The 22,642-nt window shown below is 72.5% G+C and carries 23 protein-coding genes; 12 read left to right on the forward strand and 11 right to left on the reverse strand.

From position 1 onward, the window contains the following. Window positions 1-340: 340 nt before the first annotated feature. From ACLBYE_RS13520 to greA, 4 genes are all read left to right on the forward strand, one after another. Window positions 341-1,438, forward strand: coding sequence for a cell wall hydrolase (locus tag ACLBYE_RS13520; protein WP_447694585.1), 1,098 nt, complete (start codon window positions 341-343; stop codon window positions 1,436-1,438). A gap of 212 nt (window positions 1,439-1,650) precedes the next feature. After that, window positions 1,651-2,247, forward strand: coding sequence for a hypothetical protein (locus ACLBYE_RS13525; RefSeq protein ID WP_447694571.1), 597 nt, complete (start codon window positions 1,651-1,653; stop codon window positions 2,245-2,247). Between the two features lie 73 nt (window positions 2,248-2,320). Next, window positions 2,321-3,307 (forward strand): acrylyl-CoA reductase (NADPH), encoded by a 987-nt coding sequence (gene acuI / locus ACLBYE_RS13530; RefSeq protein WP_447694572.1) that lies wholly within the window; start codon window positions 2,321-2,323, stop codon window positions 3,305-3,307. Between the two features lie 235 nt (window positions 3,308-3,542). Continuing rightward, window positions 3,543-4,016 carry a transcription elongation factor GreA gene (greA, locus tag ACLBYE_RS13535; RefSeq protein WP_331304715.1) on the forward strand — a complete coding sequence of 158 codons (474 nt, stop codon included), beginning with the start codon at window positions 3,543-3,545 and terminating at the stop codon, window positions 4,014-4,016. A gap of 6 nt (window positions 4,017-4,022) precedes the next feature. Here the strand turns inward: greA and ACLBYE_RS13540 are convergent, their stop codons facing one another. After that, complete coding sequence (locus ACLBYE_RS13540; RefSeq protein WP_447694573.1) at window positions 4,023-4,895, reverse strand: LysR family transcriptional regulator; 873 nt, start codon at window positions 4,893-4,895, stop codon at window positions 4,023-4,025. Between the two features lie 135 nt (window positions 4,896-5,030). On the opposite strand from ACLBYE_RS13540, the gene wrbA reads away from it, so the two are divergent. After that, window positions 5,031-5,633, forward strand: coding sequence for an NAD(P)H:quinone oxidoreductase (wrbA, locus tag ACLBYE_RS13545; protein ID WP_091683025.1), 603 nt, complete (start codon window positions 5,031-5,033; stop codon window positions 5,631-5,633). Window positions 5,634-5,780: 147 nt separating this feature from the next. On the opposite strand, the gene ACLBYE_RS13550 is transcribed toward wrbA, so the two are convergent. After that, window positions 5,781-6,779 carry an L-threonylcarbamoyladenylate synthase gene (locus tag ACLBYE_RS13550; protein ID WP_447694574.1) on the reverse strand — a complete coding sequence of 333 codons (999 nt, stop codon included), beginning with the start codon at window positions 6,777-6,779 and terminating at the stop codon, window positions 5,781-5,783. 137 nt (window positions 6,780-6,916) lie between these two features. Between ACLBYE_RS13550 and ACLBYE_RS13555 the strand changes: the two genes are divergently transcribed. The 5 genes from ACLBYE_RS13555 to ACLBYE_RS13575 all read left to right on the forward strand — a co-directional run bounded on the left by ACLBYE_RS13555 (window position 6,917) and on the right by ACLBYE_RS13575 (window position 12,669). Further along, the gene (locus tag ACLBYE_RS13555) at window positions 6,917-8,656 is read left to right on the forward strand and encodes an acyl-CoA dehydrogenase (protein ID WP_447694575.1); all 1,740 of its coding nucleotides are present in this window, start codon (window positions 6,917-6,919) and stop codon (window positions 8,654-8,656) included. A 10-nt stretch (window positions 8,657-8,666) separates the two neighbouring features. Further along, a complete protein-coding gene (locus ACLBYE_RS13560) occupies window positions 8,667-9,434 on the forward strand; it encodes an enoyl-CoA hydratase-related protein (protein ID WP_447694576.1) in 768 nt (255 codons plus the stop codon). Next, complete coding sequence (locus ACLBYE_RS13565) at window positions 9,431-10,273, forward strand: SDR family NAD(P)-dependent oxidoreductase (protein WP_447694577.1); 843 nt, start codon at window positions 9,431-9,433, stop codon at window positions 10,271-10,273. Before ACLBYE_RS13560 ends, ACLBYE_RS13565 begins: the two co-directional genes overlap by 4 nt. A gap of 262 nt (window positions 10,274-10,535) precedes the next feature. Beyond that, entirely contained in the window at window positions 10,536-12,221 is a 1,686-nt protein-coding gene (locus tag ACLBYE_RS13570) for a B12-binding domain-containing radical SAM protein (protein WP_447694578.1), read from the forward strand. A 127-nt stretch (window positions 12,222-12,348) separates the two neighbouring features. After that, entirely contained in the window at window positions 12,349-12,669 is a 321-nt protein-coding gene (locus tag ACLBYE_RS13575; RefSeq protein ID WP_042672508.1) for a DMT family transporter, read from the forward strand. A gap of 15 nt (window positions 12,670-12,684) precedes the next feature. Here the strand turns inward: ACLBYE_RS13575 and ACLBYE_RS13580 are convergent, their stop codons facing one another. From ACLBYE_RS13580 to ACLBYE_RS13600, 5 genes are all read right to left on the reverse strand, one after another. Next, the gene (locus tag ACLBYE_RS13580; RefSeq protein ID WP_447694579.1) at window positions 12,685-14,370 is read right to left on the reverse strand and encodes a methyl-accepting chemotaxis protein; all 1,686 of its coding nucleotides are present in this window, start codon (window positions 14,368-14,370) and stop codon (window positions 12,685-12,687) included. Window positions 14,371-14,467: 97 nt separating this feature from the next. After that, complete coding sequence (locus ACLBYE_RS13585) at window positions 14,468-15,472, reverse strand: magnesium transporter CorA family protein (protein WP_012320756.1); 1,005 nt, start codon at window positions 15,470-15,472, stop codon at window positions 14,468-14,470. Window positions 15,473-15,705: 233 nt separating this feature from the next. Continuing rightward, window positions 15,706-15,978 carry a hypothetical protein gene (locus ACLBYE_RS13590; protein ID WP_100253168.1) on the reverse strand — a complete coding sequence of 91 codons (273 nt, stop codon included), beginning with the start codon at window positions 15,976-15,978 and terminating at the stop codon, window positions 15,706-15,708. Between the two features lie 53 nt (window positions 15,979-16,031). Beyond that, window positions 16,032-17,321 (reverse strand): class I SAM-dependent RNA methyltransferase, encoded by a 1,290-nt coding sequence (locus tag ACLBYE_RS13595; protein ID WP_447694580.1) that lies wholly within the window; start codon window positions 17,319-17,321, stop codon window positions 16,032-16,034. Next, a complete protein-coding gene (locus ACLBYE_RS13600) occupies window positions 17,318-18,109 on the reverse strand; it encodes a TlyA family RNA methyltransferase (RefSeq protein WP_447694581.1) in 792 nt (263 codons plus the stop codon). Before ACLBYE_RS13600 ends, ACLBYE_RS13595 begins: the two co-directional genes overlap by 4 nt. Window positions 18,110-18,218: 109 nt before the next feature. On the opposite strand from ACLBYE_RS13600, the gene ACLBYE_RS13605 reads away from it, so the two are divergent. Further along, window positions 18,219-18,758 carry a superoxide dismutase family protein gene (locus ACLBYE_RS13605; RefSeq protein WP_056526253.1) on the forward strand — a complete coding sequence of 180 codons (540 nt, stop codon included), beginning with the start codon at window positions 18,219-18,221 and terminating at the stop codon, window positions 18,756-18,758. On the opposite strand, the gene ACLBYE_RS13610 is transcribed toward ACLBYE_RS13605, so the two are convergent. The 4 genes from ACLBYE_RS13610 to ACLBYE_RS13625 form a co-directional block, all read right to left on the reverse strand. Beyond that, complete coding sequence (locus ACLBYE_RS13610) at window positions 18,751-19,206, reverse strand: acyl-CoA thioesterase (RefSeq protein ID WP_447694582.1); 456 nt, start codon at window positions 19,204-19,206, stop codon at window positions 18,751-18,753. The two genes, ACLBYE_RS13605 and ACLBYE_RS13610, sit on opposite strands and share 8 nt — an antisense overlap. 26 nt (window positions 19,207-19,232) lie before the next feature. Then, window positions 19,233-19,370, reverse strand: a complete 138-nt coding sequence (locus ACLBYE_RS13615) for a hypothetical protein (protein WP_165923092.1) — start codon at window positions 19,368-19,370, stop codon at window positions 19,233-19,235. Between the two features lie 149 nt (window positions 19,371-19,519). After that, the gene (locus ACLBYE_RS13620) at window positions 19,520-19,789 is read right to left on the reverse strand and encodes a hypothetical protein (RefSeq protein ID WP_447694583.1); all 270 of its coding nucleotides are present in this window, start codon (window positions 19,787-19,789) and stop codon (window positions 19,520-19,522) included. Between the two features lie 163 nt (window positions 19,790-19,952). Continuing rightward, the gene (locus tag ACLBYE_RS13625; protein ID WP_026605317.1) at window positions 19,953-20,138 is read right to left on the reverse strand and encodes a YegP family protein; all 186 of its coding nucleotides are present in this window, start codon (window positions 20,136-20,138) and stop codon (window positions 19,953-19,955) included. Between the two features lie 226 nt (window positions 20,139-20,364). Between ACLBYE_RS13625 and ACLBYE_RS13630 the strand changes: the two genes are divergently transcribed. Further along, entirely contained in the window at window positions 20,365-22,503 is a 2,139-nt protein-coding gene (locus tag ACLBYE_RS13630) for a molybdopterin-containing oxidoreductase family protein (RefSeq protein ID WP_447694584.1), read from the forward strand. Window positions 22,504-22,642: the final 139 nt, after the last annotated feature.

The following is a 22,642-nucleotide window of genomic DNA, read 5'->3' on the forward strand; positions in this document are numbered from 1 at the left end:
TCAACGCCGCCGTCTCTGCGAGCGCAGCGAAGTGAGCAGGAGAGCGCCACGCTTCCCGATGTCCCGCTGCCCTGGGTCGCGTCGCTGCGCTCGCGATGACGGAGCGGGAAGAGTCGACGGCAGCGGTCGATCCGAGGCCGTATCGAGACACGCGCGCCCATCCGGCCTTTAACGGCAGCTCAACCATACCGCGCGATAAATTCGGCGCGGCCGCAGAAACACCCTGGAAACGGGGAGGATCGGGCCGGTTCGGGTGCGTGAGTGCGGGTCTGGCGTCGTGGGCACGAGACGAGGACGAGAATCGAGCCTGCGCTGGCTCTCGGCGGCCCTGACGCCCTGGATGGTCGGGCTGGGCCTGCTGGTGTCGTTCACGGCCGATGCCGGCACGGAGAACGCCATCGGCGCGAGCCGGCTCGGGGTGATCGATGCCGACACGGTCCCGCCGCTGCCGCCCGGCACCCTGCTGATCGGATCGGCCCTCCGCCGCCTCGGCGACGAGCCGCCCCAGGCGACCTTCAAGACCGGCGCGCACGTCTTCCCGGTCGTGCAGCGGGCCGGCAAGGGCGACCCCGCCCGGCCGCCGGCCGAGAGCTTCGCCCGCCGGGCCGCGAACCTGCGCGAGGCGGGCGGCGCCCTGGTGTTCGGCGACGTCACCGGCAGCGTCACCGGCGTGCTGACGCAGGGCTCCGCGATCTGGGATCCGGAATCCGAGCCGGAGGCCGCCTTCGTCCCCGTGCCGGATCTCGGCCTCACCACCGGCAGCGGCACCGCCGCCTCCACGGGCGCGGGGACGGCCGACCTCACCGAGGATGGCGGCCCCGAGCGCTTCGACGGCTCGACCCCGCCGGTGCCGCGGGCCATCGCGCTGTCCTCCACGACGCCGGCGCCCGCCGACGCCATCCCCGTCGAGATCGCCGCGGCGAGCCTCGCGCTCCCCGATTTCGTGATCCGCACCGAGCGCCCCGACAGCGCCCAGCCGGTGCCCGAGGACGCGCGCCGGCGCTACGCCGACCTGATCGACCCGAACGCCCTCGACAAGGAGCAGCGCTGCCTCTCCGAGGCGGTCTATTTCGAGGCCCGGAGCGAGCCCGAGGCCGGCCAGGCCGCCGTCGCCCAGGTGGTGCTCAACCGGGTGAAGAGCGGCCTCTACCCGGCGAGCGTCTGCGGCGTCGTCTACCAGAACCGGCACCACTACATGGGCTGCCAGTTCTCCTTCGCCTGCGAGGGCAAGTCGCTGCGCATCACCGATGCCGGCGCCTGGGAATCAGCCACCCGCATCGCCCGCTCGGTGATCGAGGGCCGGACCTACCTCGCCGAGGTCGGCGCGGCGACCCACTACCACGCCGACTACGTGCGCCCGGGCTGGGCCCGCCGCCTGCGCAAGATGGACGTGATCGGCCGGCACATCTTCTACCAGCTCCGGGCCGGCCAGACCTGACCCGGGCCGGATCCGGTCTCATAAGAGAGACTGTCGAAGATCCGAACAATCCTACCTAGGTAGGCGACGCCTAAGCAGTCGAAACCAAGGGTTAATTTTACCTTCGTTCCCGATAATGCTTGCGCGCCGGGCAACGAGTCTGGCCTCTGGTACGTCGAGACGAGCGCCGCGTCCGCGCCGCGTCTCGTAGTAATGCGTATCAGAGGACTTCCATGACCGCGCCGGTCGCTCGCACCGCTCTCCTCGCCGCCGCCCTCGGTGGCGCGCTCCTCGCCGCACCCGCCCAGGCCGGCGGCTGCTACGGCTCCGAATGCTATCGCCGCGTCGTCACGCCGCCGGTCTACGACACCGTGCAGGAGAACGTGCTGGTGCGCCCGCCCCGCACGGTCTACCGCACCACGCCGCCGGTCTACGACACGGTGTCGGAGCGCGTGATGGTCTCGCCCGGCGGCCGCTACTGGCAGACCAGCCGCGGCCCCGGCGGCGAGCTGATCGGCTGCTGGGTGACCACGCCGCCGCGCTTCGCCGTCCGCACCCGGACCGTTCTGATCCGCCCGGCGCAGACGATCCCCGAGACGATCCCGCCGGAATACGCCAGCGTCAGCCGCCGCGTCCTCGTCGCGCCCGCCCGGGCCGGCTGGGCGCCGATCGGTGGGGGGTACGGCGGGGGCTACGGCTACCGGCCCGCGGCCTACGGTGGCCCGCTCGTCGGCTCGATCCCGGACGCCCTCGGCATCACCGGAGCCAGCTCCTCGGATATCGGTGTCGGTCTCGGCTTCTACACGGGCAGCCGGTACGAGGGATACTGAGCCGGTACCGACCGCCGTCGCCTTGATTCCGGGCGTCCCGGCCACACCTCACCGCGCAGCACGGGAGGTGACGATGGGGACGTTCAAGGCCTGGGTGGTCGAGAAGAACGAGGCCGGCCAGAGCCTCGCCTTCAGGGATTTCGACGACGCCGACCTGATGGACGGCGACGTCACCGTGCGGGTGACGCACTCGACCCTGAACTACAAGGACGGCCTCGCGCTCACCGGCAAGTCGCCGGTGGTGCGCCGCTTCCCGATGATCCCCGGCATCGACTTCTCGGGGATCGTCGAGACCTCGGACCATCCGGAGTACAGGCCGGGCGACGCGGTCGTGCTCACCGGCTGGGGCGTCGGCGAGACGCATCTCGGCGCCTACGCGCAGCGCGCCCGGGTCCGGGGCGACTGGCTGGTGCCGCTGCCGCAGGGGCTCACGGCCGAGCAGGCCATGGCTGTGGGCACCGCCGGCTACACGGCGATGCTGTGCTGCATGGCGCTGGACGCCCACGGCGTGAGGCCCGAGCACGGCCCGGTCATCGTCACCGGCGCCTCGGGCGGCGTCGGCTCCGTCGCGGTGGCGCTCCTCGCCCGGGCGGGCTGGCACGTGATCGCCTCCACGGGCCGGGACGGCGAGTCCGATTACCTGAAGGGGCTCGGCGCCGCCGAGATCCTCGACCGGGCCGAACTGTCGAAGCCCGGCAAGCCGCTGGGCAAGGAGCGCTGGGCCGCCGGCGTCGACGCCGTGGGCTCCACGACGCTCGCCAACGTCCTCGCCATGACCCGGGCGGACGGCGCCGTCGCGGCCTGCGGGCTGGCGCAGGGCATGGACCTGCCGACCTCGGTGGCACCGTTCATCCTCCGCGGCGTCTCGCTGCTCGGCATCAACAGCGTCACTACCCCGCAGAAGAAGCGGCGCGAGGCTTGGGCCCGCCTCGCCCGCGAGCTCGATCTGGCCAAGCTCGCCGCCATGACCAGCAAGGTCCGCCTGGATGAGGTCGGCCGGCTCGGCGACGCGATCCTGGCCGGCAAGGTTCGGGGCCGGACCGTGGTGGAGGTCGGGTAGCTCCGGCGCCCGTCAGGCGGCGTTCCGCCTCCGCGCCCGGGAACCGGGCGATGCGGACAACGGCGTGCCGGGCCGGGAGCCTCCTCTCCTCCCGCGGCCCGAGTATGTTCGCGACGGGGTGCTCCTCGTGGACGAGGATCCGGCCGCCCGGCCGCAGCAGGCGCGCCGCCACGGCGAGAGCGCCGAGTCACCGTCGCGCGGGAACCTTTGCCGTACCTGGCGTGTTGGCGTCTTCATGAGCGTCGCATTCGTCAAAGAGCCCGAAGGTGGGGAAGCGTTCGAGAATCTGCCGGATCGGCCGATCTCGCCGCACACGAACTTCGTCACGCCGGAGGGGCTCGCGCAGATCGAGGCCGAGGTCGCGCGCCTGGAGAAGGAGGTCGCCTCGCTGGATCCCGCCGACAAGGCGGAGGATTCCCGCATCGGGCGCGACCTGCGCTACTGGGCGGCCCGGAAGAACACTGCGCAGCTCGTCGAGCCCAAGGGCGGCGACACCGTGCAGTTCGGCTCGACCGTCACGGTGGTCCGCGAGGACGAGTCCGGCAAGGAGACCCGGCAGACCTTCCGGATCGTCGGCGAGGACGAGGCCGACCCGCATAAGGGCTCGATCTCGTACGTGGCCCCGCTGGCCCGGGCGATCACCGGCAAGACGATCGGCGACGTGGTCGAGGTGAACGGCCACGAGGTCGAGGTGGTCGAGATCCGCTGAGGCGGGTCATCGGCCCTCGAAGCGCGCCCGCAGGGGCAGCAGCGCCTCGGCGACGTGCTCCATGAAGGCCCGGACCCGCGCCGCGTGGCGCAGGTCCGGATGCGTCAGGATCCACAGGTCCGCCCCGAGTTCCGGGTGCGGTCCGGACAGGCGGCGCAGCGCCGGGTTGATGTCGGCCGTGAAGCAGGGGAGCGGGCCGATGCCGAGACCGGCCTCGACCGCCGCCTCCAGGCCCAGCACCGCGTTGATCCGCAGGCGGACGCGGTCGGACGGCACCCGCGCCTCCACGAACCGCGTGAGCGAGCCCCCCGCCACCAGCGGGCTCGGACTGATCCACGTCTCGCGGGTCAGGTCGCCGTAGGCACGGTCGGCGCGGCCGTAGACCGCCCAGGCGGTGAGGGCGAGGCGGCGCCCGACCAGGGTCTCGCTCGGCTCCCGGCTGATCCGGATCGCCACGTCGGCGTCCCGGCGCGAGAGGTTGAGCGTCGCCTCCGCGAGGATGAGCTCGATCCGGATCTCCGGGTAGCGCTCCGCGAAGCTCGCCAGCATCGGCATCAGCAGCTCGGCGGCGAAGCCCGCCGGCGCGGTCACCCGCAGCTCGCCGGAGGGTGTCTCGCCCTGTCCCGCCACCGCGCGGGAGAACCGCGCCACGTCCAGCTCGATGCGCCCGGCCGCCTCGACCATCGCCTGCCCGGCGGCGGTCGGCACGTAGCCCGTGCGCAGCCGCTCGAACAGGCGCGCGCCGAGCCGCGCCTCCAGGGCGGCGAGGCGCCGGAACGCCGTCGAGTGGTTGATGCCCAGTTCGGCCGCCGCCGCGGTCAGGCCGCCCCGGTCGGCCACCGCCTTCACGAACCGGAACTCGTCCCAGTCGAGCGCCACGCCCGGATCCTTGCATCTGTGCAAGATCAGTCTTGCATGTCGGCGCATTCTTGCAAGGCGGCAAATGCGCGATGCAGGGGCCATCCGCCGGCCGACGATTCGGCCGGCCGTCCGACACGCAGGAGAGACCATCCCATGGCGAAGGTTCTGGTGCTGTACTACTCGACCTACGGTCACGTGGAGCAGATGGCCTACGCCGTCGCCGAGGGGGCCCGCGAGACGGGGGCCGAGGTCGTCGTGAAGCGCGTGCCCGAGCTGGTCCCGGAGGAGGTCGCCCGACAGAGCCACTTCAAGCTCGATCAGGCGGCGCCGGTCGCGACCGTCGCCGAGCTCGCCGACTACGACGCGATCATCTTCGGCACGCCGACCCGCTACGGCAACATGGCCTCGCAGATGAAGCAGTTCATCGACCAGACCGGGGGGCTCTGGATGAAGGGCGCGCTCGTGGGGAAGGTCGGCTCGGTCTTCACCTCCACGGCCTCCCAGCACGGCGGCCAGGAGACGACGCTGACGAGCTTCCACACGGTGCTGTTCCACCACGGCATGGTGGTGGTCGGCCTCCCCTACAGCTTCCAGGGGCAGGCGGGCGTCGAGGCGGTGAAGGGCAACACGCCCTACGGTGCCAGCACGATCGCGGACGGCGACGGGTCCCGCCAGCCGAGCGCCGTCGAGCTGGAGGGGGCGCGGTTCCAGGGCCGCCACGTGGCCGGCATCGCGGCCAAGCTGGCCCGAGACTGACGAGGCGAGACTGACGAGCTAAGAAAAAAGGCTCGGATTGCTCCGAGCCTGAAAGGAAAAAGGCCATTGGGGGCTGAGAAGGCCTTCGTGATCAATAAACGGATCAGGCCGAACTCTGTTCCGCGGCTGGCGAAAATTTCTCCGCCGTCAGCGGGGTGCGGCCGCCCGGGCGAGGCGATCTCGGATCGCCTCGCCGAGCCCGTCATCGGGGATCGGCACGACCGCGATGGTCTCGGCCCCCGAGGCGTCGAGGTCGCGCAGGGCGCCGAACAGCCGGGACGCGGCCTCGGCGGGATCGCCCGCCGGGCTCAGGTTGAGGCTGGCCCGCGCGAATTCGTGATCCGCCGGGAGGTGCGAGCCGAACAGCAGGACCGCCTCGCCGGGCGCGACCCGCACCGCGTCGAGCCGGACCCGCGCCCGCGGCGCGTAGTGCGAGGCGAGCATGCCCGGGCCCGCCGGCCGGTCGGCATCCGCCGCCTCGGGTACCGCCGGGTCGAGGCCGAGCACCGCCCGGAGCGCCGCCCGGGTGACGCCGCCGGGCCGCAGCAGCCGCGGCGTACCGCCCAGGCAGGCCACCACCGTCGACTCGACGCCGACCGACGTGTCGCCGCCGTCGAGCACCGCGGCGATCCGGCCGGCGAGATCGTCGAGGACGTGGACGGCCCGTGTCGGGCTCACCCGCCCGGACCGGTTGGCCGAGGGCGCCGCGACCGGCCGCCCGACCTCCGCCAGGAGATCCCGCGCGAGCGGGTGCGCCGGAATCCGCAGGGCGAGGCTCGGCAGGCCGGCGCGGGCGAGGTCGCAGACCCGCGTGCCCGCGTGCGCCGGGACGACCAGGGTGAGGGGGCCGGGCCAGAAGGCCTCCGCGAGGCGGCGCGCCGGCGCGTCGAAGACGCCCTCCGCCAGGGCCGCCGCCGCGTCGGGCAGGTGCGCGATCAGCGGGTTGAAGCGCGGCCGCGCCTTGGCGGCGAAGATGCCCGTCACCGCCGCGGGGTCGGTTGCGTCCGCCCCGAGCCCGTAGACGGTCTCGGTCGGGAAGGCGACGAGGCGGCCGGCCCGCAGGAGCGCGGCGGCCTCCGCGAGGCCGGCCGCGGCGGCGGGGGGCCGCCGGGTCGCGGCCGGGACCGTTGACCCGGGATCATTCATGCGGGAAGCCGTCTCCGAGGTCATGGCGACGCGAGCCCCGCGCGCCTATCCTCGCCCCGCCCTAGCGCCGGTGCGCGGGCGCGGTCAAACCCGCCCCGGATCGAAAGAGCGGGCGGGCCGCCACACGGGAGGATCGTATGAGTTACCGCGCCCCGGTCCCCGAGATGCTCTTCACGCTGCGGCACGTGGCCGGGCTCGACGCGGTCGATCCCGACGACGCCGAGGCGATCCTGACCGAGGCCGGGCGGATCGCCGCCGGCGTGATCGCGCCGCTCAACCGGGTCGGCGACCGGCACGGCACCCCCTTCGCGGACGGGCAGGTCACCACGCCGCCCGGCTGGCGCGAGGCCTACCGCACCTTCACGGAGGGCGGCTGGAACGGGCTCTCGGCCGAGGCCGATCACGGCGGCCAGGGCCTGCCGAAGCTGATCGAGGCCGCCTGCACCGAGATGTGGAACGGCGCCAACCTCGCCTTCGGCCTCTGCCCGCTCCTGACCCAGGGCGGCATCGAGGCGCTGGCAGCCCACGGCTCGGACGACCTGAAGGCGCGCTACCTCGAGAAGCTGGTCTCGGGCGCGTGGCCGGCCACCATGAACCTGACCGAGCCGCAGGCGGGCTCCGACCTCGCCCTGCTGCGCACCCGGGCCGTGCCGGCGGGCGACGGCAGCTACCGGATCACCGGCAACAAGATCTACATCACCTACGGCGAGCACGACCTCGCCGACAACATCGTCCACCTCGTCCTGGCCCGGCTGCCCGACGCGCCCGCCGGCACGCGGGGCATCTCCCTGTTCCTGGTGCCGAAGGTGCTGCCGGACGGCACCCGCAACGATCTGCGCTGCTCCGGCATCGAGCACAAGCTCGGCATCCACGCCTCGCCGACCTGCTCGATGGCGTTCGGCGACGGCGGCGGCGCCACCGGCTGGCTGATCGGCCAGGAGAACAAGGGGCTGGCCTGCATGTTCACGATGATGAACGCGGCGCGGCTCAATGTCGGCCTGCAGGGCGTCGGAATCGCCGAGGCCGCGACCCAGCGGGCGCTCGCCTACGCGCAGGAGCGCCGCCAGGGCAAGGCGGTAGGCGCCGCCGAGGCGACCAGCCCGATCGCTGCCCATCCGGACGTGCAGCGCATGCTGCTCACCATGAAGGCCTCGACGGCCGCCGCCCGCGCCATCTGCTACCTCACCGCCGCGGCCCTCGACGCGTCGAAGGGGCCGGAGGGGCAGGCGGCCCTGGACCGCGCCTCGCTGCTGACCCCGGTGGCGAAGGCCTTCGCCACCGACCTCGCCAACGAGGTGACCTCGCTCGGCGTGCAGGTCCACGGCGGCATGGGCTTCGTGGAGGAGACCGGGGCGGCGCAGCTCATGCGCGACGCCCGCATCCTCGGCATCTACGAGGGGACCAACGGCATCCAGGCCATCGACCTCACCGCCCGCAAGCTGCCGCTGAACGGCGGGAGCACCGCGCGGTCGCAGATCGCCTGGATGCGCCGGGCCGCGGAGGGGCTGCTCAAGGCCGGCGATCCCGCCTTCGGCCACATGGCGGCGCGGCTGCGCGACGGGATCGGCAGTCTCGACCGGGCGACGAGCCACCAGCTCGCCGCGCTGAGCTCGAACCGCCCCGAGGCGGCGCTCGCCGGCGCGACGCCGTACCTGCGCCTGTTCGGTCTGACGCTGGGCGCCGCCTGCCTCGCCCGGGGCGCGCTCGCCGCGAGCGCCGCCCGGAAGGCAGGCGAGACGGACCCGGCGCACGCGGCCCGCATCGCGCTCGCCCGGTTCTACGCCGAGAACCTCCTAGTGGCCGCCTCCGGCCTGGAGCAGGCGGTGGTCGAGGGCGGCGCCTTCACGGACGACGCCGGCCTGGCGCTGGCGGTTTGAGGAGCGGATCATGGCCGAACCCGTCACGATCGACGACCTCGCGGGCGGCGTCCGCCTGATCACCCTGAACCGTCCGGAGAAGAAGAACGCCCTCACGGGCGCCATGTACGACGCGATGCGCGCGGGCCTGGCGCAGGCCGACGCGTCGGACGCGGTCGGCGCCGTGGTCTTCGCCGGGCAGCCCGGCATGTTCAGCGCCGGCAACGACCTCGCCGACTTCATGGGGCATGCCGGTGATGGATTCAGTTCCTCGCCGGCGCTGGCCTTCATCCGCCAGCTCGCCCGGACCCGCACCCCGATGGTGGCGGCGGTCGACGGGATCGCGGTCGGCATCGGCGCGACGCTCTGCCTGCACTGCGACCTCGTCTACGCGAGCCCTGCGGCGCGCCTGCGCATGCCCTTCGTCGAACTCGGCCTCGTGCCGGAGGCGGCGTCGAGCTACCTGCTGCCCCTGCGGGTCGGGCGGCTCCGGGCGACCGAGCTGCTGCTCCTGTCCCGGCCGCTGGAGGCCGACGAGGCGCAGGCCCTGGGCCTCGTCAACGCGGTGCTGCCCGCCGACATGCTGGTCGAGCAGGCCATCGCGCAGGCCGCGCGCCTCGCCGCCCTGCCGCGCGGGGCGCTGACGGCGTCCCGGGCGCTGATCCGGGGCGACCAAGCGCAGGTCGAGGCGGCCCTGGAGGCTGAGGCGAAGGCCTTCGACGCGCAGCTGCGCTCGCCCGAATCCCAAAAACGGCTCGCCGCCTTCCTGTCGCGGTCGAAGCCCGCCGCCTCGGCGTGAGCCCGCCCGACCTCTCCCAGAAGATCTGCCTCGTCGCGGGCGCGTCGCGGGGCGTCGGCCGGGGCCTCGCCCGGGCGCTGGGCGAGGCGGGGGCCACGGTGATCGTCACGGCCCGCTCCAGCGAGACCGGCCCGCGCACCGAGATGCGCGCCGAGGCGATCGAGGACACGGCCCGCGCGGTCGACGCCGCCGGCGGCCGCGGTCACCACTACCTCTGCGACCACCGCTCCGAGCGGGCCACCGACGCGCTGGTTCACTGGGCGCTGCGCCGGTTCGGGCGCATCGACGTCGCGGCCTGCAGCGTGTGGAGCGGCAACGAGGGCTACGACGGCGAGCGCTACCCGGACGGGGCCGGCTGGGGCACGCCGTTCTGGCGCCGCTCGGCGGAGCCGTATCTCGGCCTCCTCGAGGCCGGGCCGCTGCCGGCCCTGCTGCTCGCCCGGGCGGTCGCCCCCGCCATGGTGGCGGCGCGGGCCGGGCTGCTGGCGCTCGTCTCCTTCGGGACCGAGGAGTACCTCGGCGACGTGTTCTACGATTCCGCCAAGGCCGCGACCAACCGGCTGACCCTGGCCTTCGCCCGGGAACTCGCGCCCCACGGCGTCACCGCCCTCGGCCTCTCGCCGGGCTTCGTCGCCACCGAGCGGGCGCGCGACCTCGGCCAGGAGCAACACGCCACCGAGAGCCCGCTCTACGCCGGCCGGGCGCTCGCGGCGCTCGCCGCCGACCCCGAGATCGCCGCCCGGGCGGGCGCCGTGCTGCATGCCGGCGACCTCGCGCGGATCTACGGCTTCACCGACGCCGACGGGACGCGGCCGGAGCGGTTCCGCGTCGGGCCGTGACAGGCCGCGACGGGCCGCGACGGTTCTGGTGGGACCTGTCGCCCGAATGGCGCAGCCCCGCGGCAAACGGGCCGGATCCGCCCCGGGACCCGCCGGCGGGGTTGATTCGCGCGGCTCGGACGCGCGTCCTGTCGGGATCGGCGGCTCCGATTGCTGCGGGAGCGAAAAACGGCCTTAATTCGCCCGCAGGTCAGCGGAGCGATCCTGTGCCCGCCCCGATCTCCGGTCGGGCCGGGAGTGCGTGTGAACGAGGGAAACTGGCATGTCGGAAGCGAACACGGCCCCGCGCGTGCTGATGGTGTTCCCGAAGTTCTACGAAAACTCGATGTGGAACTTCAAAGAGGCCATGGAGCTGCAGGGCGCCCGCGCGCCCGCGCCGCCGCTGGGCCTCATCACGCTCGCCGCGATGCTGCCGCCGGCCTGGCAGGTGACGCTGGTCAACCGCAACTGCGAGGAACTGACGGACGCGCAGATCCAGGCGGCCGACCTCGTGATGACCGGCGGCATGCTGCCCCAGGAGCCGGACTGCCTCGTCGTCATCGACCGCTGCGTGGCGCTCGGAACCCCAGTCTGCGTCGGCGGCCCGGCCCCGACCTCGACGCCGGAGGTCTACGACAAGGCCGACTTCCTGGTGTTGGGCGAGGCCGAGGGCATCCTCGACAAGTTCGTGGCCGCCTGGGAGGCCGGCGAGCGCCGCGGCCGGCTCACGGCCGAGAAGTTCAAGGCCGACGTCACCAAGAGCCCGATCCCGCGCTTCGACCTGCTGACCTTCAGCCACTACCTCTACATCGGCGTCCAGTTCTCGCGCGGCTGCCCGTTCACCTGCGAGTTCTGCGACATCATCGAGCTTTACGGCCGCGCCCCGCGGACCAAGACCACGCCGCAGATGCTGGCCGAGCTCGACCGGCTCTACGGCCTCGGCTACCGCGGCCATGTCGACTTCGTCGACGACAACCTGATCGGCAACAAGAAGGCGATCAAGCTGTTCCTGCCGCACCTGATCCAGTGGCAGGAGAAGCACGGCTACCCGTTCAAGTTCTCCACCGAGGCCTCGCTGAACCTCGCGGACGACGACGAGCTGCTCGGGATGATGCGGGACGCGAACTTCTTCGCCCTGTTCACCGGGATCGAGACGCCCGACGAGGCGACGCTGATCCAGACCCAGAAGAAGCAGAACACCAAGCGGTCGATCGCCGACAGCGTGCACAAGCTCTACGAGCACGGCATGTTCGTCACGGCCGGCTTCATCGTCGGCTTCGACACCGAGAAGGACAGCATCAGCAAGGCGATGTCGCTGTGCATCGGCCAGACCGGCATCCCGATCGCCATGGTCGGCCTGCTGTTCGCGCTGCCGAACACGCAGCTCTCGCGCCGCCTGCGCAAGGAGGGCCGCCTCTACGAGAACTACGCGGCGACCACCGCCGACCAGGGCGACCAGTGCACGCAGGGCATCAACTTCGTGACCCTGCGGCCGCAGCGCGACGTGCTGGCCGACTACCGCGACGTCCTCCAGGAGATCTACGACCCGCCGAACTTCTTCGACCGGGTCCGGGTGGTCGCCCGGCGGGTGAAGCGGCCGAAATTCGCCGCCCAGAAGCTCAACTGGGGCCACATCGCCCACGATCTCTACTCGCTGCTGCGGGTGTGCTGGCGGATGACCGTGCGGCGTCCGGAACTCGCTAAGCACTTCTGGAGCGTGTTCCTGGAGACCGCCCGCCGCAACCCGGCCGCCCTGGAGGCCGTGGTCACCAACATGGTGATCTACCTCCACGTCTACCCGTTCTCGCGCTACGTCATCCGCGAGATCAACGGCCGGATCGCCGACCTCGATGCCGGCCGCTGGGTGCAGCCGCCGGTCCTGGCGCCCGAGGCGGAGACCTGCAAGGCGCCGCCGGTCGGCAAGGTGGTGGCCAAGGCCGAGGTCAAGCACCTCGCCGCTGTGGCCTGAGGGTTCCGGGGCCGCCGCGCTTGCGGGCTCGGCCGATCTCGCTAGCTGACCCGCCGCGAGGCCACGTCCTCCCCCCGCCGCGCGGGGCACAAGTCCGGGACGGCCCGGCCCTTTCGGGAGGGCCGCCGTGGCCTGGATCTATCTCGTCACCGCGGGCGTGCTGGAGGTCGTCTGGGCCTTCGCGATGAAGCAGTCGGAGGGCTTCACGCGCCTCTGGCCGACCGCCATCATGGCGTTGGCGATGGCCGGCAGCGTCGGCTTCCTGGCGCTGGCCATGCGCACGCTGCCCCTGGGCACCGCCTACACGATCTGGACCGGAATCGGCGCGGTCGGCGCCTTCCTGGTCGGCATCGCCGTGCTGGGGGAGCAGGCGAGCGCCAGCCGGATCCTCGCGGCCGGCCTGATCGGCTCCGGGCTCGTCCTGATGAAGCTGTCGAGCCCCGGCTGAGCCGCAGGCCGAGCCTCAGGCCGCCCGCACGGTGTGCAGGAAGGCGTCGATCTCCCGGCGCAACTCGGCGGCCTCCTCCGAGAGGCTCGACGCCGAGGCCAGCATCCGCGTGGCGGCCGTGCCCGTGTCGTCGGCCGCCCGCGCCACCGCGTCGATCGTCCCGGTGACCGCGCCGGTCCCGGACGCCGCCTCGGCCACGTTCCGGGCGATCTCCCGGGTCGCCGCGCCCTGCTGCTCGACTGCGGCCGCGATCGAGGTCGCCACCCCGTCGATCTCGCGGATGCGCGCCGTGATCCCGTCGATCGCGTCCACGGTCTGCCCGGTCGCGCCCTGGATGCGGCCGACCTGACCGGCGATCTCCTCGGTGGCCCGGGCGGTCTGGGCGGCGAGCTGCTTCACCTCGCTGGCGACCACCGCGAAGCCGCGCCCCGCATCGCCGGCGCGGGCCGCCTCGATCGTGGCGTTCAGCGCCAGCAGGTTCGTCTGGCCGGCGATGTCGGTGATGAGGCGCACGACGTCGCCGATCCGGCCCGCGGCATTGCTCAGCTCCTGCACGAGGCCGGCCGTGTCGCCGGCCTGGACCACCGCGCTCCGGGCGAGTTCGGCGGACCCGTCCACCTGGCGGCCGATCTCCTGCACCGAGGCGCCGAGTTCCTCGGCGGCCGCCGCGACCGTGCCGACATGCTGGGCGGCCTCCTGCGCGGCCCCCGCCACGGTGGCCGAGCGCTCGGCCGTGTGCGTGGCCGTGCCGCTCATCGCCTCGGCGTCGGCCCGCAGGCCGAGGGCGGCGTCCGCCACCCGGGCCAGCACGCCGCCGACCGCGGCCTCGAAGGACTCGGCCATGGCGTGGACCGCGCGCCGGCGCTGCGCCTCGGCGCCGGCGCGCGCCAGGGCGGTCTCCCGCTCCAGGGCGCGGGTGTGGATCAGGTTGTCCTTGAAGACCTGCACGGCCGCCGCCATCGCGCCGATCTCGTCGCGGCGCCCCGTATGCGGGACCGGCACGGTCTCGTCGCCCTCGGCGAGGCGGCCCATCGCGCCGGTCATGCGCTCGATGGGGCGCGCGATCCCGAACAGGGCGAACAGCATCGCGGCCGCCGCGACCGCGAGGCCCACCACGGTGGCGATCAGCGCGATCAGCTTGGCCCGCGTCGCCGCCTGCACGGTCTGGGTGACGTTGGCCTCGGTCTGGCCCCGCGCCGCCGCGATCGACTCGGTCAGGCTGGCCACCGCGGCGTCGTTCTGCGCCCCCGTCGCGGGATCGAGCACGAGCGCGAGGGCGCCCGGCTGGTCGCCCGCGATCATCAGCTCGACCACCTGCAGCTGGATGTTCTGGTAGGCGTTCCACGCGTTGGTGAAGCGCTCGTAGATCGCTCGGGCCTGCGGGCTCGTCAGGCGGTCCTGATAGGCCTGCCGGAGGCCGGACAGCTCGCCGAGGGCGTCGGTCAGGGCCGTCTGGTTCTTGTCCAGGGCCGCCGCGTCGGGCGAGGCCACCGCGAGGCGGTAGAGGCGCAGGCGCGCGTCCCGCACGGCCGTCCCGATGGCCTCGGCCTGGTTCTGCACGGGCAGGGCCTGCTGCGAGATGGCCGCGGCGTTCCGCTCGATCTCCGACAGGCTCACGACGCTGGCGATCCCCTGGCCCACGGCGGCGAGGGCGAGCAGGCCGATGGCACCGGCCAGGATCGTCTTGAGGGAGAGGCGCATGGGAGGTTCCGTCTATGCGGCCGCGCCGCGCCTTCAGGCCCCGCCATGCTCCCGCAGAGGTCTTAAGATTCTGTCGGCTCTATACCTGCGTTTGTTGTCAGAGCCACTTCTTCCACCGGAAGAAGAAGTAGGGGAATACCGCGGCCACGACCATCATGATCAGCGCCATCGGGTACCCGAAAGCGAAATCTAGTTCCGGTATGGACTTAAAATTCATGCCGTAGATCGACGCGATCAGGGTCGGCGGCATGAAGACGACCGCCATGACCGAGAACAGCTTGATGATGTTGTTCTGCTCCAGGTTGACGAGCCCCAAGGTCGCGTCGAGCAGGAATTGGATCTTCGTCGACAGGAAGGTGGCGTGCTCCTCGAGGGACTGAAGATCCCGCAGGGTCGAGCGCACGTCCTCGCGCAGGTCGCGCGGGGCCTTGTTGGTCCGGTAGGTCGCCGACAGCGAGAGCAGGATCCGCTCCATGGAGACGAGGCTCTCGCGCTGCTTGGAGATGAGATCGCCGTGCCGGCCCAGCGCCCGCAGCGTGTCCTGCAGCGCGGTGTTGCGGGCGGAGGGGTCCTCCTGCACTTCGAAGATCTTGCCCGACAGGCGGTCGATGCGCTCGCCCTGGAGCTGCAGCACGTCGGCGGCCCGGTCGATCACCGCCTCGATCAGCCCGGCCAGGATCGACTCGCCTGACGGGGTCGACGCGCCGCCGTTGCCCATCGAGCGCCCGGCGCGCTGCGTGTACATGCGGAAGGCCTGCGGCTCCTCGTGGCGCACGGTCACCAGCCGGTTGCCGCGCAGGATGAAGGTGATGCCGGCCAGCCCCGGCTCCTCGGCGTCGCTGACCTTCGAGAGCACCCGGCCGGTCATGTAGCGGGCGCCGTCCTCGACGTAGAGCAGCTCCGAGGGCTCGATGTCCTTCATCTCCTCGCGGGTCGGCACCTCGATGCCCGCGAACGACTCGACCTTCAGTTCCTCCTCGCGGCTCGGGCGGATCAGGTCGAGCCAGACCGTGTCCTCGGGGATCGTGTCCTGGAGATCGATGACGCGGCGCTCAAGCAGCGTGGCTCCGGCGCCGACGGCGGGCTGGTGGATGAAGATCACGTACGGGTCTCGGATGCGGATCGGTCACGGGACAGCGCGGGGCCGCAGCCCGCATCCGGCACCGCGACGGTCGATGCAAGCTGTGCCGCGGATGTGGCGCTGTTTTCTGACGCTTCCGTGACATCGCGATCCCCCACGGCGGGTGGCGGCCGCGGGGCGTCGTGCGCGCGTTCACGACGCGGCGGGTCGGAGGCCGGGAACCAAGTTCCGCCGCGTCCGGCTCCGACCCGATCTCAGTTGCAGCCGTCGCAGATGCTGCCCTCGATCTTGTCGGTCAGAGCGCGCTCGCGCCGCCGCTGCTCCGGAGTCGGCACCTCGCCGGGGCCGAGGGACGTGCCGGGCGGCTTGGTGACGCCGAGGCTGTTGGTGTTCGGCGCCGTGATGGTCGAGGCCGGGCCGCCGCCCGTTCCGGTCTGGTCGGGCGCCCGAGTCTGAGCCGCGAGCGGGGTAATGAGGGCGAGGCTCAGCGCGCCGAGCGTCGCGGTACCGAGGAATCCGCGGATCATGGAAGGTCTCCCGTCGCCGGGAGAACGGGAAACGTGGCCGCCGGTTGCGTGGCCTAGCGCCGCCGCGCGGGCTCGCGCCGGAACACCCCGACCATCTCGACATGGCCCGAATGGCGGAACTGGTCGACCGGCGTGACGGTCTCCAGCCGGTACCCGCCGGCAACCAGCGTCGCCGCGTCCCGCGCGAAGGTTCCGGCGTCGCAGGCGATGCCGATCACCACGGGCACGCGGGCGGCGGCAAGCTGGCGGGCCTGGGCCTCCGCGCCGGCCCGGGGCGGGTCGAACACCACCGCGTCGAAGGCGTCGAGCTCGGTGGGCAGCAGGGGCCGGCGGAACAGATCGCGGCGCTCGCTGCTGATCTTGCGCAGGCCCGCGGCGGCGCGCGCGGCCCGCTCAAGGCCCGCGAGGGCGGCGGTATCGGATTCGACGGCGTGGACCGCGACCGTCCGGGCGATCGCCAGCGTCAGCGGCCCGCAGCCCGCGAACAGGTCGGCGACGCGCCGGATGCGGGGGCCGAGGGCCGCCAGGGTCAGGTCGCAGAGCGTCGCCTGACCGGCCGCGGTCGCCTGAAGGAAGCCGCCGGGGGCCGGGTAGAGGCGCGTCGCCGCGGCGGGGCTGCCGGAGGTGCCGCCGACAGGGCCGTCCGCCGTGACCGAGACCGGCTCGGCCTCCATCAGGCGCTCGCCGTGCAGGGACAGCCGGGCGAGGCCGAGATCGCCGGCGATCCGCACCAGCGCGGCGCCGACGCCGGCGCTGATCGGTCCGTGACCGCGCAGGTCGACGTCCAGGCCCTGGTCGGTGGCCGTCACGGCGACGTCGAGAGGCTTGCGCCCGTGGCCCAGCGGGGCGGCGAGGCGGCGCGCGACCTCCGGGGCCGGGTGGAGCGCCGGCACGGTGATCGGGCAATGGTCGATCGGCACCAGCGCGTGGCTGCGGGCCGCCATCAGCCCGGCCTCGGCCCGTCCGCCGATCTCGCGCACGTGCAGCGTGAGGCGGCGGCGTCCCGCCCCGTGGGCGTCGATCGCCGGCCCGGGCGTCACGTCGAGGCGCGCCTGGGACAGGGCCTGGGCGACGAGGTCGCGCTTCCAGGCGAGCTCCGCTTCCCGCGCGAGGTGCTGGGTGCGGCAGCCGCCGCAGCGCATGTAGTAGGGGCAGAACGGCTCCACCCGGTCGGGCGAGGCCTGCGCGACGCCGAGCAGCGCGGCGCGGCGCGCCTCGCGGCGGATCTCCGCGCGCTCCCCGGGCAGCGTGTAGGGCACCGGGGTGCCGTCCTCGGCGATCCCGTCGCCGCGGGCGCCGAGCCCCCGGATCGTGACCGTCTCGCTATCCGCTGTCTCGCTCACGGCAACCTCGCACCGATCAGGAACTCGGCGTTGCCGTCGCCGCCCGGCACCGGCGAGTCGATCAGGCCCAGGATCGCGGCGCCGAGCCCCTCCAGAGTCCCGCGGACGGCCGCGCAGACCTCGGCGTGGACCGCCGGATCGCGCACGAGCCCGCCGCGGCCGACCCGGGCGCGGCCGGCCTCGAATTGCGGCTTGATCAGCGCGACGATCGCCGATCCCGGCCGTAGCAGGCCCGGGAGGACCGGCAGCACGAGGCGCAGGCCGATGAAGCTCACGTCCACGCTCGCCAGCTCGGGGGGCGGCACGAGGGCGTCCGCGCCGAGGTCGCGGATGTCGGTGCCCTCGCGGTTGGACACGCGCGGGTCCCCGGCGAGGCGCGGGTGGAGCTGCCCCCGGCCCACGTCGAGGGCGTGGACGTGGCGCGCGCCGCGGGCGAGCAGCACGTCGGTGAAGCCGCCCGTCGAGGCGCCGACGTCGAGGGCGACGCGGCCGGCCGGATCGACGCGAAACGCGTCCAGCGCGGCGGCGAGCTTGAGGCCGCCGCGGGACGCGTAGGGATGCTCGGGTTCCGCCTCGACCCGCGCGCCCGGGATGATCGGGTCAGAGGCGCGCGCGAGCGGGCGCCCGTCGACCCGCACGAGCCCGGCACGGATCGCCGCCTGGGCCCGGGCCCGGCTCTCGAAATGGCCGTGCGCCACGAGGTACAGGTCGGCGCGCCGCGGCGCAGGGTTCTCCGTGGGATCGTCCGCGGGGGCCGCGCGGTCCGGGCTGGTCCGGTCTCGGGTCATCGGGGCTTCGTGCGGTTCCGGCAGGTCTGCGGCGGAGGTTTCGGGCCGCCGCCCTGTCGAAGGCCGGCGCGCTCCCTAACTAGACCGGGCCGGAAAGGAGAGCCACCGCATGACCCGCACCCTGCCGCTGCTCGTATTGCTCGGGACCGCCGCCGCCGGCGGTGCCCTGGCACAGGAGCCTCCCAAGGAGGCGGCCAAACCGGCAGAGACCTACACCGCGCCGATCAAGAACGCGAAGGGCGACCCGATCGGCACGCTGGCGATCCGCGACGGGGCGAATGCCCTGGTCCTGCGCGTGACGATCCAGCCCGGCGGCCTGCCGCCCGGCTGGCACGGGATGCATTTCCACGCCGTGGGCGACTGCTCGGACCCGAAGTTCATGAACTCCAAGGCGCACGTGAACCACGACCAGAGCAAGCACGGGCTGCTCAACGCGGAGGGCCCCGACGAGGGCGACCTGCCGAACCTCTACGCGGCGCAGGACGGCTCGGCCAATGCCGAGGTCTCCAGCGAGACGCCGCTGAACGGCGAGGGCGGCCTGAAGGACGGGGACGGCGCGGCGCTGATCATCCACGCCAACGAGGACGACCACAACACCCAGCCGATCGGCGGCGCCGGCGACCGCGTCGCCTGCGGGGTGATCAAGTAGTCGTCGCGGGCGGGGACGGCACGGCCGGCGGGATCTGCCGCGGCCGGCCGTCCTCGTCGATGGCCACGAAGGTGAAGGTGGCCTGCGTGACCCGCTCGCGGACCTGGGTGCAGAACCGGCGCGCCCAGGCCTCGACCTCGATCTTCATCGAGGTCCGGCCGACATGCGACACCCGGGTGTAGACGCAGAGCACGTCGCCGACCCGGACCGGCCGGATGAAGGTCATCGATTCCAGCGCCACGGTGACCACCCGGCCCTGCGCCCGGTCGACGCCCGCGATGCCGCCGGCCTGGTCCATCTGCGACAGCACCCAGCCACCGAAGATGTCGCCGTTGGCGTTGGTGTCGGCCGGCATGGCGATGGTGCGCACCGTGAGGTCGCCCTTGGGCAGATCGACCTCAGCGGGCGGCGGCGCGCCTCCGGCCGGTGAGAGTGCGACGTGCTGCATGCCGTCCATCCGCCCCCCGCACGCCGTCAGGACATCACGCCGGCGAGCTTGAGCCCCGCCGCTAGCAGAACGGCGACCGCGCTCAGGATGCATTCGAGCGGGATGGATTGCCAGAGGTCCGGCGTCGCCGCCGCGGGCTCGGCGCGTTGCGCAATATCGTTCATCGGGCTTCCTCTCGGGCGCGCCGATCTGCCGTGGGCGGTCCCGTTCCCGGCACGATAAAGCAAGGCTCGCGGTCGCGCACCCCGAATCGGGGCGTGAAAAAGCCCGGCGGCTCGCTGGAGCCGCCGGGCCGGTCAGGTCGGAGAGCCGATCAGTAGTAGAACCGACGGCGCCAGTAGGGACGACGGTAGTAGGGCCGCGGGCCGTAGTAGAACCGGCGGCCGTAGTACGGGCGGCGCCAGTAGGGCCGCGGGCCGTAGAAGCGGCGACGGTAGTAGTACTGGGCCTTCTCGGCCACCGCCGGCGCGGCTTCGGCGGGCAGAACCAGCCCCGGGCCGATGGGCGCGGCGGACGCACCCTCCGGCGCCGCGGCCGCGAAGCCCAGCGCCAGCAGGGCCGCGAGCAGGAATTTCCTCAGCACGGTCTCGACTCCCTTTGTGTCATTACGTCCTGGTCGACGAACCGCGCAGGGCGACGGGCTCCGCTCGGTCCGAACCGCTGCAACGCGTGGGCGAGCGGAAGCGTTGCAGCTTAACCGCTGCGACGTTTCGGACAGGGTTGATCTTGGGTTGAGACGCGCGGGATCAGGCGATCTTCGTCGTCATGTCCTCAATGCGCGCCTCGGCGCTCTGGCGCACGAGCGCGATGCCGTGCTCGCAATCCTCGCGGCGGACATAGCCTTCGCCCGAATCGGCGATCACCTCGCCGTTGCGCGCCCGCAGGCGCCAGCGCCACTCGCCCTTGGCGTCCCGGTAGAGTTCGAACCGCATGTCGCAGGCCCCCGCTTCGTCCGTCCCTCAGATGGGGGCGCGCCCGCGCAAGGGAAGGCGGGGCGATGACGGCGCCGCGGGGCGGACGGGCCACCGAGCGGCGCGTGCGCGATCGGCCGCCGGGATTCGAGTTAGAATTTTTCTTCCTCTCATTGTACGCTCCGCCCACCGGGAGCCGGAACGCCTGAACAATAACGGGACGCCCGCGGCCGGTGAGGGAGAGAGCATGAACGAGATCGTCCAGCCCGAGGCCTACTCGGAGGTCTTCTACGGAGGCTGCCCGCACGATTGCCCCGACACGTGCTCGATGCTGTTCGAGGTGAAAGGCGGCGAGCTCCTGAGCGTGCGCGGCAACCCGGACCACCCGATGACCCGCGGCGGTCTCTGCGTGAAGCTGAAGGACTACGAGAAGCGCCACTACCACCCGGACCGGCTGCTCTACCCGATGAAGCGGATCGGCCCGAAGGGCTCGAAGCAGTTCGAGCGGATCACCTGGGACGAGGCGCTGGACACCATCGTCACCCGCTGGAAGGCGATCATCGACCAGTACGGGCCGCAAGCCATCGCGCCCTACAGCTACCTCGGCAACCAGGGCCTCGTGCACGGGCTGAACGGCGGCGACGCGTTCTTCAACCGCATGGGCGCCACCGTCACCGAGCGCACCTTCTGCGGCGAGGGCTCGTGCACCGCCTGGCTCCTCACCGTGGGCCCGACCGCGGGCCTCGACCCGGACAGCTACATCCACTCCAAGTACATCGTGATCTGGGCCTGCAACTCGATCAGCACGAACCTGCACCACTGGGCGATCGTGAAGGACGCCCAGAAGAAGGGCGCCAAGGTCGTCGTGATCGACGCCTACGCGTCCCGCACCGCCAAGGCCGCCGACTGGCACATCGCCCCGAAGCCCGGCACCGACGGCGCGCTCGCCATGGCGCTGATCAACTCGATCATCGAACAGGGCCTCGTCGACCAGGACTACGTCGACAACCACACGGTCGGCTTCGCGGAGCTGAAAGAGCGGGCCAGCACGCGCACGCCCGAATGGGCCGCGGCGATCACCGGCGTCTCCGCCGACGACATCCGGAAGCTCGCCCGCGAGATGGCGACCGAGCAGCCGGTGGGCATCCGCATCGGCGTGGCGCTGGAGCGGCACTACGGCGGCGGCCAGACCATCCGGGCGGTGACCTGCATCCCGGCGCTCACCGGCGCGTGGCGCCATGTCGGCGGCGGCATCACGCAGTTCGGCGTCTGGGAGCATCCCTACAAGTTCGACGTCATCTGCCGCCCGGACCTGATCCCGGAGGGCACCCGGGTCGTCTCGAACCTGCAGATCGGCCGAGCGCTCACCGGCGAGATGCAGCTCGACCCGCCGATCATGTCGATGATGTGCTGGAACTCGAACCCCGTGACGCAGGCGCCCGAGACCGACAAGATCGTCGAGGGGCTGATGCGCGAGGACCTGTTCATGGTCTCGGCCGAGCACTTCATCTCGGACACGGCCTCCTACGCCGACATCCTGCTGCCGGCCACGATGGGCGCCGAGATGGAGGACATGATCCTCTCCTGGGGGCACCTCTACCTGACCTACAACACCAAGTGCGCCGAGGCGCCGGGCGAGGCGATCCCCAACAACGAGATCTTCCGCCGGCTGGCCGCCCGGCTCGGCTTCGAGGAGGAGAACTTCAAGTGGAGCGACAGCGAGTGCCTTGAGCACTACGTCGACTGGTCATCGCCGGCCTGCGAGGGCATCGACCTCCAGTACATGCGCGAGCACGGCTTCGCCCGGCTCAAGGTCGGCACGCCGGACGACCGGGCGCCGCACCGGGAGGGGAACTTCCCGACACCGACCGGCAAGTGCATGCTCAAGGTGGAGGGCGCCACGAACTTCGTCGCCCCGCCGTTCCGGCAGATGTACGAGGGCTTCCAGCCCGGCGAGGCGCTCGACCCGCTGCCGGACTACCTGGGCCCGCGCGAGTCGCACACGAACGATCCCGAGCTCGCCAAGCGCTACCCGCTCAACATCGTCTCGCCCAAGAGCCACTACTTCCTGAACTCCTGCTACGCCAACATGGAGGACAAGCAGAAGGGCCAGGGCGAGCAGTTCGTGATGATCAGCCAAGCCGACGCCGACGCGCGCGGCATCCGGGACGGCGACCGGGTCCAGGTCGCCAACGACCGCGGCGCCTTCAAGGGCGTGGCCCGCATCACCGAGGACGTGAAGGCCGGGATCGTGGTGGCGACGCTGGGCTACTGGCGCCAGCTCAACGAGGGCACGGTGAACAGCATCTCGTCCGGCGCCTTCACCGACATGGGCCACGCGCCCTCGTTCTCCGACAACCTCGTCGAGGTCTCACGGGCGAACTGAACGGCCCCGCGCGGCGATCCGCTCCCGATCGCCGCGCCGGGTTCAAACGGAGGGTCGAGCCGCCATCCGGTTGCGGTGTCGCCGCTCGGCCGGCGCGGTCACCGGACACGAAGCCGCCCGGGACGGACCCGTCCCGGGC

The sequence above is a fragment of the Methylobacterium sp. A52T genome, from assembly GCF_053346095.1.

What these genes read in the sequence shown, in the direction of transcription:
- ACLBYE_RS13520 (WP_447694585.1), top strand. Translation starts at nt 341, where the DNA reads ATGGTCGGGCTGGGCCTGCTGGTGTCGTTCACGGCCGATGCCGGCACG.
- ACLBYE_RS13525 (WP_447694571.1), top strand. Translation starts at nt 1,651, where the DNA reads ATGACCGCGCCGGTCGCTCGCACCGCTCTCCTCGCCGCCGCCCTCGGT.
- acuI (WP_447694572.1), top strand. Translation starts at nt 2,321, where the DNA reads ATGGGGACGTTCAAGGCCTGGGTGGTCGAGAAGAACGAGGCCGGCCAG.
- greA (WP_331304715.1), top strand. Translation starts at nt 3,543, where the DNA reads ATGAGCGTCGCATTCGTCAAAGAGCCCGAAGGTGGGGAAGCGTTCGAG.
- wrbA (WP_091683025.1), top strand. Translation starts at nt 5,031, where the DNA reads ATGGCGAAGGTTCTGGTGCTGTACTACTCGACCTACGGTCACGTGGAG.
- ACLBYE_RS13550 (WP_447694574.1), bottom strand. Translation starts at nt 6,779, where the DNA reads ATGAATGATCCCGGGTCAACGGTCCCGGCCGCGACCCGGCGGCCCCCC.
- ACLBYE_RS13555 (WP_447694575.1), top strand. Translation starts at nt 6,917, where the DNA reads ATGAGTTACCGCGCCCCGGTCCCCGAGATGCTCTTCACGCTGCGGCAC.
- ACLBYE_RS13560 (WP_447694576.1), top strand. Translation starts at nt 8,667, where the DNA reads ATGGCCGAACCCGTCACGATCGACGACCTCGCGGGCGGCGTCCGCCTG.
- ACLBYE_RS13570 (WP_447694578.1), top strand. Translation starts at nt 10,536, where the DNA reads ATGTCGGAAGCGAACACGGCCCCGCGCGTGCTGATGGTGTTCCCGAAG.
- ACLBYE_RS13580 (WP_447694579.1), bottom strand. Translation starts at nt 14,370, where the DNA reads ATGCGCCTCTCCCTCAAGACGATCCTGGCCGGTGCCATCGGCCTGCTC.
- ACLBYE_RS13590 (WP_100253168.1), bottom strand. Translation starts at nt 15,978, where the DNA reads ATGATCCGCGGATTCCTCGGTACCGCGACGCTCGGCGCGCTGAGCCTC.
- ACLBYE_RS13600 (WP_447694581.1), bottom strand. Translation starts at nt 18,109, where the DNA reads ATGACCCGAGACCGGACCAGCCCGGACCGCGCGGCCCCCGCGGACGAT.
- ACLBYE_RS13605 (WP_056526253.1), top strand. Translation starts at nt 18,219, where the DNA reads ATGACCCGCACCCTGCCGCTGCTCGTATTGCTCGGGACCGCCGCCGCC.
- ACLBYE_RS13610 (WP_447694582.1), bottom strand. Translation starts at nt 19,206, where the DNA reads ATGCAGCACGTCGCACTCTCACCGGCCGGAGGCGCGCCGCCGCCCGCT.
- ACLBYE_RS13615 (WP_165923092.1), bottom strand. Translation starts at nt 19,370, where the DNA reads ATGAACGATATTGCGCAACGCGCCGAGCCCGCGGCGGCGACGCCGGAC.
- ACLBYE_RS13625 (WP_026605317.1), bottom strand. Translation starts at nt 20,138, where the DNA reads ATGCGGTTCGAACTCTACCGGGACGCCAAGGGCGAGTGGCGCTGGCGC.
- ACLBYE_RS13630 (WP_447694584.1), top strand. Translation starts at nt 20,365, where the DNA reads ATGAACGAGATCGTCCAGCCCGAGGCCTACTCGGAGGTCTTCTACGGA.